Origin of the sequence: Stenotrophomonas sp. (assembly GCF_032061965.1) — a bacterium.
Taxonomy (GTDB): Bacteria; Pseudomonadota; Gammaproteobacteria; order Xanthomonadales; family Xanthomonadaceae; genus Stenotrophomonas.
The window spans coordinates 226,178-234,846 of record NZ_DAMBEF010000001.1 but is presented as its reverse complement, the minus strand read 5'-3'; the positions used below and the strand labels follow the sequence as shown (position 1 = coordinate 234,846).

Below are 8,669 nucleotides of genomic sequence, written 5' to 3'. Positions count from 1 at the left end.
CTCTCCCGCTTGCGGGAGAGGGGTTGGGGAGAGGGGGAGCTTTTGGGGCATTGCCGGTAAAGCCTCTGCCGAGCATGGCTCGGCACTACAAGCCCCTCTCCCGCTTGCGGGAGAGGGGTTGGGGAGAGGGGGAGCTTTTGGGGCATTGCCCGTAAAGCCTCTGCCGAGCATGGCTCGGCACTACAAGCCCCACTTCCTTGCGGGGCGGTTGAGAGCAGCTTGCGAACCACTGGTTCGCTGCTCTCAGAGCGCCTTTGCGCAAGCGAAGGCCGGGGCGCGGAGAGGGGGTGGGGAGAGGGCAGGCTCTTGCCAGTGGCCTTCAGTTTCCAAGCAAACGAAAGCACCCGCCAGCACATCAGCAGGTTATCCTCGCCCTCCAAGCCGAACCGAAAGACGCGCCCGTGTCCCCCCGAATCGCATTCCTTGCCAGTACCGTCGAGGCTGCCCAGCAGGCGCGTGCCGCCCTGGCGGCCCGTTACGGTGATCATGCCCCGGAAGAGGCCGACGTCATCTGCCCGCTCGGCGGCGACGGCTTCATGCTGCAGACCCTCCACCGCCACGGCAGCAAGGGCAAGCCGGTGTTCGGCATGAAGTTGGGCACCGTCGGTTTCCTGATGAACCACTACCGTGATGACGATCTGCTCGAACGGCTGGCACTGGCCGAGCCGGCGCACCTGCGTCCTCTGGAAATGGTGGCCCAGACCGAATCCGGCACCACCACCGGCTCGCTGGCCTACAACGACGTGTCGATGCTGCGCCAGACCCGCCAGGCCGCGCACATCGGCATCGATCTCAATGGCCAGCAGCGGGTCGAAGAGCTGATCTGCGATGGCGTGCTGGTCTCCACCCCGGCCGGCAGCACCGCGTACAACTATTCCGCGCACGGCCCGATCCTGCCGCTGGGCTCCAACACCATCGCGCTGACCCCGCTGGCGCCTTACCGACCACGCCGCTGGCGTGGTGCCATCCTCAAGGCCGAGACCGAAGTGCGTTTCCGCGTGCTCGATCCCTACAAGCGCCCGGTCAGCGTCACCGCCGATTCGCATGAAACCCGCGACGTGGTGGAAGTGACCATCCGCGAGTCCCGCGAGCGCCAGGTCACGTTGCTGTTCGATCCCGAACACAACCTGGAAGAGCGCATGCTCAGCGAGCAGTTCATGGTTTGAAAGCCGGGATTGGGGAAGCGCGATCTGGGATTGGATGCAGTAGGGCCGCTTCCGGGTAGACTGGGTCCCGTTCCTTGATCGTATTGGGTTCATCGTCCATGGGTGACAACACTCCCCGGCTTCTCACTGTTGCGGTTACCTCGCGCGCATTGTTTGATCTCGAAGAAGGCCATGCCTTGTTCGAACGCGAAGGCCTGGAGGCCTATGCCGCCTACCAGCGTGCGCACGAGGACGATGTGCTCAAGCCCGGTGTTGCCTTCCCGGTGGTACGCAAGCTGCTGGCGCTCAATGATGGCGCGCCGGTGGAGACCCCACGCGTGGAGGTGATCCTGTTGTCGCGCAATTCGGCTGATACCGGACTGCGCATCTTCAACTCCATCCAGCACTACAAGCTGGATATCGTGCGCGCCACCTTCACTGCGGGCGAGCCGACCTGGCCGTACGTCAAGCCGTTCGGTACCGACCTGTTCCTGTCGGCAAACCCCGATTCCGTGCGCCGTGCCCTGGTCAATGGCATTGCTGCAGCCACGATCCTGCCGCAGAGCGCGCAGGAGGTTGCTGCAGCATCGGCAGCGGCCACCGATACCGGTCGCTCCAAGACCCAGCTGCGCATCGCCTTCGATGGTGACGCGGTGATCTTCGGCGATGAAAGCGAACGCATTTCGCGCGAGCAGGGCGTTGAAGCCTTTGGCCGGCATGAGCGCGAACGTGCGCACGAGCCGCTCAGCGGTGGTCCGTTCCGCAACTTCCTGTCCGCGTTGCATGCCTTGCAGGCGGCGTTCCCGGCGGGCGAGGCAGCACCGATCCGCACGGCCTTGGTGACGGCGCGTTCTGCGCCGGCGCACGAGCGCGTGATCCGCACCTTGCGTGAATGGGGCGTGCGTCTGGACGAGGCCTTGTTCCTTGGCGGTCGCCATAAGGGCCCATTCCTGGAAGCGTTTGGCGCCGACATCTTCTTCGACGATTCACAGCACAATATCGACAGCGCACGCCAGCACGTAGCGGCAGGCCACGTGCCGCACGGCGTCGCCAACCCCTGAGGCGATAGGCAGGCGCAGCGTAAGCCACGATGCTGCAGACCATCATCGGCCGTATTGAATGCAATCGCGGGCGGCCGTTGCGCCGCCGGCGTGCTCGCGCTTCGGCTTGCATCGCTTCTGCCGGTGGGGTTGCAGGCGGTTGTTCATCGCATGTTAGGATGGGGTCGCCTTTGCGGGACTTTCCTTCACTACGGCAATCCTGCCGCATCCTGATCTGCATCCATCCAGCAGATCCCTCCCGCACTGCACCCACCCGGTGATCCAGGGGCGGGGCCTGTTCCCCGACCGGTAGCGTCACGTACCTGCCATTCCCTTCAACGCTGCCTTGCGTGGCGGCCGGGTGTTTCGCGCGCCGCGCGGGACTGGACGCATTGTCTCTCCTGCACGGTGCATCACGCGCCCTTGCGCAGTGCCGTCGCGTCCGCGCGTTGGCAGCTACACAGGAGAACAACCCGAATGACCATGCGTATCGCCATTCTTGGAGCCGGCCCGAGCGGCCTGGCGCAACTTCGTGCCTTTGAATCCGCCCGTCGAGGTGGGGCCGAAGTGCCAGAGATCGTCTGCTATGAGAAGCAATCGGATCTTGGCGGGATGTGGAACTACACATGGCGTACCGGGCTGGATGCTTACGGCGAACCCGTGCATGGCAGCATGTACCGCTATCTCTGGTCGAACGGGCCAAAGGAAGCACTGGAGTTTGCCGACTACAGTTTTGAAGAGCATTTTGGCCGCCCGATCGCCTCCTATCCGCCGCGCGCCGTGCTGCGCGACTACATCATGGGCCGCATCGAAAAAAGCGGCGTGCGGGATCAGATCCGCTTCAATATGGCGGTGCAGTGGGTCGATTATTCAGAGGAAACCGGGCGCTTCACGGTCAGCGTACGAGACCTGAAGAAGGACGAGCTGGTCAGCGAAGAGTTTGATCGGGTGATTGTTGCAACCGGCCATTTCTCCACGCCCAACGCGCCGTTCTTCGAGGGCGTGGACCGTTTCCCCGGCCGCGTACTGCACGCGCATGATTTCCGCGATGCCTGCGAGTTCAGTGGCAAGGATCTGTTGCTGGTCGGCTCCAGCTACTCGGCCGAAGATATCGGTACGCAGTGCTACAAGTACGGCGCGCGCTCGGTGACCTTCAGCTATCGCAGCGCGGCCACCGGCTATGACTGGCCTGATGCCTTCGACGAGAAGCCCTTGTTGCAGCGCGTGGAAGGCAACACCGCGCACTTCATCGATGGCAGTAGCAAGGAAGTGGACGCCATCGTACTGTGCACCGGCTATCAGCATCACTTTCCGTTCCTGCCGGATACGCTGACCCTGCGTACCCGTAACCGCCTGTATCCTGCTGATCTGTACAAGGGCGTGTTCTGGATCGACAACCCCAAGTTGATCTACCTGGGCATGCAGGATCAGTACTACACCTTCAATATGTTCGATGCGCAGGCCTGGTACGCACGCGATGTGATCCTGGGCCGGATCGCATTGCCGACGACTGTGCAGATGCGTCAGGACAGCGAGGCGTGGTTGGCCGGCGAGGAGACGACGACCTCGGCCGAACAGGACATCGATTTCCAGACCCAATATGTGCGCGACCTTATCGATGCCACCGACTACCCGGATTTCAAGGTCGAGGCAGTGGCCGAGCTGTTCAAGCAGTGGAAGCACGACAAGAAGGACGACATCCTCGGCTACCGCAATTACAGCTACCGCTCGGTGCTGACCGGGACGCTGGCGCCCTTGCACCACACGCCGTGGATGCAGGCGATGGATGATTCACTGGAGGCCTTCCTGGCGGACAGCGAGATCGAGGAGCTCCCGCGCAAGATCGCCTGAGGGGGAACCCGGCGCCGGTTACGCCGGCGCCTGTCCCAGCGGCAGTTGGATGCTGGTCAGACGCCAGCGCAGCCCCTGCCGGCTGAGCACGAACACCACCTCACGGCCATCTTGCAGATGGGTGGTGGCAGTGAAGCGCGACAACGATTCGTAGTGGCCGGTGGTATTGGCCAATGGCTTGGCCGGCGAAGGCGGTGCCCAGGTGTCGCCGCCGACGGTATCGCCGATGGCGCGCTTCCACAGGCTGTCGCCCTGCAGGATGGCGGCGATGCCGAGCGGAGTGACGAAGGTATCGACGCCGGCACCGGCGAGGTTGCCGGCAACGCCGAGGGCGACCTGGCCGAACAGGCTGGATTGCATGTCCGCGCCGGCCTTGCGTACGACGTAATCGTTGAGCTGCGCCTTCATGTTGACGCGCACCGCAGCAAAGTCGACGTGCCGGGCCAGCTTGCCGGTGTCACGCTGCTCGATGGCCTGGCTGATGCCGCGGATGGCCAGGTAGGGCCCGCCGATCACATAGGCGGCCAGCAGCACTGCGATGGCGACGACGGCGGCAAGTATCCATTTTTTCATGGTGTTGCGGTCCTTGATATCAGGGGTGCGCGGTGCCGCGTGCTTCGGCCCAGCGACGCAGCATCACCAGGGTTTCGGCCCAGGCCTGGCTGCAGAAACCCAGGTACTCACTGTCGCCATCCCAGCCCAGGTGATGAAATTCCAGCACCGTCATCGGTTCGCCTTCGTGTGGAAGACCGCGCCAGCTGCCTGGGCTCGCCCGTCGTGACAGATCGAAACGGATCTCGGTGCCGGTCCAGGCCGAGGCCGGGCTCTGCGCTGGATGCCGGCTTATCACTTCCCAGCGCACGCAGCGGCTGGCGGTGTTTTCAAGCACCTTCAGCGCTACCACGCCGTGGCCGGAGCCGGGGTTGTGGCTGAGCACGGTGTCACCGTCGATGACCGATTGTTGGTGCGGTATCCACCAGTGGCCCAGTCCCTCGGCATTGGCCAGGCCGGCGTAGACGGTGGCCAGCGGGGCGTCGATCCAGACTTGAAGGTGGATGCTGGTCATGGCGGCTTCCTGTCGGAGGTTGCCGCCAAGCGTGCCGCAAACCGGGTTGGTTTGCGTGAAGCCAGGGCTAATCAGAACTCAAGGTCCAGCGCCGCGCACAGGTAGTCGACGAACGGGCCCAGGGCGGCCAGATCCTTCGCCAGGGTCTGGCGCAGGCGCGGGCCGGTCATCACCTCGTCATCGAGTGAGCGCCACAGCACCCAGTTGCGGTGCTTGAGGTCGTCGATGAACTCGAAATCGGCGGGAAAGCCGCGCGGCGGCCGCACCAGCTTTTCGCTGGTTTCGAACGCGTAACGCTTGCGCGTGGCTGGGGCATGCGCGGCGGCCTTCCAACTGCCGGGGTTGTCGAAAATGAACTGCCGCAGGCGCCGTTGCACGTCCGGTTCCGGGTGCCAGATGCCGGCGCCGACAAAACTCTCGCCCGGTGCCAGATGGATGTAGTACGACGGCGCGGGCACCTGCTTGCGGCGCTCGTGGAACAGGCGTGCGCCCTGCCAGGTCTTGTAAGGGGTCTTGTCGCTGGAGAAGCGCGAATCCCGGTAGATGCGGAACAGCGAACCGCCAACCGTGCGCGGGTCAGCCTGGAAATGTTCGCTGACCGCGGTCAGGTCCGGCTGCAGGTCGGCGATCAGGCGCAGGAAGGGTTGCCGCACATGGTCTTCGTACTGCTGCTTGTGCTCGGCAAACCAGGTCTTGTCATTGTGGCGGGCCAGCCCGCGCAGGAACTTGAAGCTGGCATCGCTGAAGTACTGGGTCATGGTGTGTCCTGCAGGCTGTGGCGCCACTGGTCCAGCGCATCAAGCAAGGCCAGGGTTGCCGGGTTGTCCTTGTGTTCCTCGCGTAGCGCGGCGATCTGGGCCACGTATTCGGGCAGGGTCTGTTCGGCCATGCCGGGCGTGCTGAAACGCTGCTGACGATACGCATCCCAGCGTGAGCGGGCGGTGGCGTCCAGCGTCTGCGGGTGGTTGCGGGCGCGGTAGCGGAACAGCAGCTCGGGCAGGCGCGGGTCGCGGAAGCGCTGTTCCAGTTCGGCCAGTGCCTCCGGTGGCGCGGTGCGCACCGTACTGAGCAGGCCTTTGTCGCCCTCGGCAAGAAAGCCATCGTAGAGCGAGGCATCGGCGTCGATGGGGCCGTCGCTGACGCGTTCCCGTGCGAAGACCTGGCGGGCCTTCTCGGCGAGCTGCGGGCCGAGTTCGCGCAGTTTCTCCGCCTTGGCTTCAATCGTCGCAGGGTCGATCTGCAGGCGCTCGAAATCGGCCTCGCGCAGGTGATTCCATGCAACCAACGCCGGTACCTTGTTGAGATGCACCTCTTTCAAGGGAATCCGCTGCTGGCCTTCAGGCAGATCAGCGGCGCGGGTGTACAGGCGCGCGGTGATCTCTTCGACCGAAAGCTCCAGCAAGGGCTCGATATCGCCTTCCAGGTCGAACACGATGACCCGGTTGTTGATATGCGGATGGCGCGCCAGCGGCAGCACCGGTGCAGCGCACAGGCGGCTGGCCGGATAACGCATCGAGATGTGCAGTACCGGCTGCATGGCGATCACGTCCAGCAGACTACCCACGTAGCGCTTGTCGCGCAGGCGCAGCGCGTAGTCCCACATGCGCGGTTGTGCCTGGCGGAAGCGGCGCGCCATGCCGATCGTGGCGTAGACGTCGGACAGCGCTTCGTGGGCATCACCTTCGCGCACATCGTTGGCCAGCGCCAGGTGTTCGAGCTTGAAAGAGGTAGCGCCATCTTCGCGCTTGGGCCAGTTGATGCCGTCCGGACGCAGTGCGTGCACCAGGCGCAGCATGTCGAGCAGGTCCCAGCGCGAGTTGCCGCTGCGCCACTCGCGTTCGTAGGGATCGTGGAAGTTGCGGAACAGGCCGTAGCGTACAAACTCATCGTCGAAGCGCAGCGTGTTGTAGCCCAGGGTGCAGGTCTTGGGCTTGCTCATCATTTCGTTGATGCGGGCAAAGGCTTCGGCCTCGCTCACGCCTTCTGCCAAGGCATGCTGCGGCGTTATGCCGGTGATCAGCGTCGCGATGGGCGAGGGCAATAGGTCATCCGCGGGTTTGACGTAGAAGCTGACCGGCTCCTCGATGACGTTCAACGCCGCATCGGTGCGTACGGCGGCGAACTGGGCGATGCGGGTGCGACGCGGGTCCTGGCCGAAGGTTTCCAGATCGTAGAACAGGAAGCTATCGGCCATCAGTGGGCTCCTTCCAGTACTGGCAGCTGCGCGTGGACGAGCTGTTCCAGTGCCGCCCAGTCGATGCTGTCCAGCGAATCCAGGCCGGCAGTGGCGTTGGCCAGGAGGGTCTGCTGCAGACGGGTGCGTTCCAGCGCCACGGCATAGGGCGTGTGCAGGAACGTCACCATCGTGTAATGCGGTACGAAGCGGGTGGGCCAGCGTGCCTGGAGTTCATGCTCCAGCTCACGTTGTAGCAGGTAGGTCGGGTCGGCGACGCGGTCGCGCATTTCCAGGTAGTTGTCCAGGGCCATCTGCTGGATGGCGGCGGCATTGGGTTTGCGCTCGGCTTCAAATGCGGCGAAGGCCTGTTCGGTGGTGGCGTTGTTGGCCAGGCAGCGAGCCAGTACCACGCAATCTTCGAAGGCGCAGTTCATGCCTTGGCCGTGGAAGGGCACCATCGCGTGTGCAGCGTCGCCGATCAGCACGGCTTTGCCGCACTGGTGCCAGCGGTCCAGGTACAGCGTGCCCAGCAGGCCGGGCGGATGCTGGTCCCAATCGGCACGCAGGTCCGGAATCAACGGCAGGGCGTCGGCGAAGTCGCGCTGGAACAGAGCCTCGGCTTCGGCGCCGTTGCGCACTGTCGCGAAGCTGGGGTCGCCTTCATTGGGCAGGAACAAGGTGACGGTGAACGTGCCTTCGTCATTGGGCAGGGCGATGCACATGTAGTTGCCGCGCGGCCAGATGTGCAGCGCATTGGCCTCGATCTGGAAGCTGCCGTCGGCAGCGGGCGGAATTTCAAGTTCCTTGTAGGAATGATTGAGGAACTCCGTGCGCTCGCCGAGCGGCCGCTTGCGGTTCATGGCCGCACGCAGCGCCGAACCGGCACCATCGGCGCCGATCAGCGGGGTGTTGAAGTGGATATCGTGGGGTTGGTCATCGCGGTCATCGATGAAACGCGCATAGCCGGCATCGAAGTCCACGGTGTGCAGGCGGCGGTGGAAATGGATCTTGGCACCGGCCTGTTCCGCCAGTTGCAGCAGGGTGATGTTGAGATCCTTGCGATGCACGGACCAGATCACTTCACTGTCATCGCGGCCATAGCGCTGCAGGTCCGGGGCGCCCTCGCGTGGGTGCACCATGCGGCCGCGCATCATCACCGCCTTGGCCATCACCTCGTCCTCGACACCGGCCTGGCGCAGCGCATTGCGGCCGCGCTCGGCCAGTGCCAGGTTGATGGAACGGCCGGACTCGTAGTCGGCGATACGCGGGTCGCCGCGTCGCTCGTAGATGGTGATCTTCCAGCCCTGCCGCGACAGCAGGATGGCGAGCAGGGAACCGGCCAGGCCGGCGCCGATCAGGGTGAGGCTGCGTGGGGTGGGGGTGTTCAATTC

8 protein-coding genes are annotated in these 8,669 nt (G+C 64.3%); 3 read left to right on the top strand and 5 right to left on the bottom strand.

Going from position 1 to position 8,669, the window contains the following annotated elements; translation table 11 throughout:
• The first annotated feature begins 401 nt into the window (after positions 1 to 401).
• From RT460_RS00930 to RT460_RS00920, 3 genes are all read left to right on the top strand, one after another.
• Positions 402 to 1,166, top strand: coding sequence for an NAD kinase (locus tag RT460_RS00930; protein ID WP_313316598.1), 765 nt, complete (start codon positions 402 to 404; stop codon positions 1,164 to 1,166).
• Between the two features lie 98 nt (positions 1,167 to 1,264).
• On the top strand, positions 1,265 to 2,206 hold the full coding sequence (locus tag RT460_RS00925) for a 5'-nucleotidase (protein WP_313316597.1): 942 nt from the start codon (positions 1,265 to 1,267) through the stop codon (positions 2,204 to 2,206).
• Positions 2,207 to 2,662: 456 nt separating this feature from the next.
• Positions 2,663 to 4,036 (top strand): NAD(P)/FAD-dependent oxidoreductase, encoded by a 1,374-nt coding sequence (locus RT460_RS00920; RefSeq protein ID WP_313316596.1) that lies wholly within the window; start codon positions 2,663 to 2,665, stop codon positions 4,034 to 4,036.
• 18 nt (positions 4,037 to 4,054) lie between these two features.
• Here RT460_RS00920 and RT460_RS00915 read toward each other — a convergent pair whose 3' ends face one another.
• The 5 genes from RT460_RS00915 to RT460_RS00895 form a co-directional block, all read right to left on the bottom strand.
• A complete protein-coding gene (locus tag RT460_RS00915; RefSeq protein WP_313316595.1) occupies positions 4,055 to 4,609 on the bottom strand; it encodes a DUF2939 domain-containing protein in 555 nt (184 codons plus the stop codon).
• Positions 4,610 to 4,628: 19 nt separating this feature from the next.
• Positions 4,629 to 5,102 carry a hypothetical protein gene (locus RT460_RS00910; protein ID WP_313316593.1) on the bottom strand — a complete coding sequence of 158 codons (474 nt, stop codon included), beginning with the start codon at positions 5,100 to 5,102 and terminating at the stop codon, positions 4,629 to 4,631.
• Positions 5,103 to 5,173: 71 nt separating this feature from the next.
• Entirely contained in the window at positions 5,174 to 5,860 is a 687-nt protein-coding gene (locus tag RT460_RS00905) for a DUF2461 domain-containing protein (RefSeq protein ID WP_313316592.1), read from the bottom strand.
• Positions 5,857 to 7,296: an exodeoxyribonuclease I gene (gene sbcB / locus RT460_RS00900; RefSeq protein ID WP_313316591.1), complete on the bottom strand. Its 1,440-nt coding sequence runs from the start codon at positions 7,294 to 7,296 to the stop codon at positions 5,857 to 5,859. Before sbcB ends, RT460_RS00905 begins: the two co-directional genes overlap by 4 nt.
• Positions 7,296 to 8,666, bottom strand: a complete 1,371-nt coding sequence (locus tag RT460_RS00895; protein ID WP_313316590.1) for an NAD(P)/FAD-dependent oxidoreductase — start codon at positions 8,664 to 8,666, stop codon at positions 7,296 to 7,298. The genes sbcB and RT460_RS00895 overlap by 1 nt, the downstream gene beginning before the upstream one ends.
• Between the last annotated feature and the right edge of the window lie 3 nt (positions 8,667 to 8,669).

Coding starts and splice junctions, on each gene's coding strand:
- RT460_RS00915 (WP_313316595.1), bottom strand. CDS start 4,609: ATGAAAAAATGGATACTTGCCGCCGTCGTCGCCATCGCAGTGCTGCTG.
- RT460_RS00910 (WP_313316593.1), bottom strand. CDS start 5,102: ATGACCAGCATCCACCTTCAAGTCTGGATCGACGCCCCGCTGGCCACC.
- RT460_RS00905 (WP_313316592.1), bottom strand. CDS start 5,860: ATGACCCAGTACTTCAGCGATGCCAGCTTCAAGTTCCTGCGCGGGCTG.
- RT460_RS00920 (WP_313316596.1), top strand. CDS start 2,663: ATGACCATGCGTATCGCCATTCTTGGAGCCGGCCCGAGCGGCCTGGCG.
- sbcB (WP_313316591.1), bottom strand. CDS start 7,296: ATGGCCGATAGCTTCCTGTTCTACGATCTGGAAACCTTCGGCCAGGAC.
- RT460_RS00925 (WP_313316597.1), top strand. CDS start 1,265: ATGGGTGACAACACTCCCCGGCTTCTCACTGTTGCGGTTACCTCGCGC.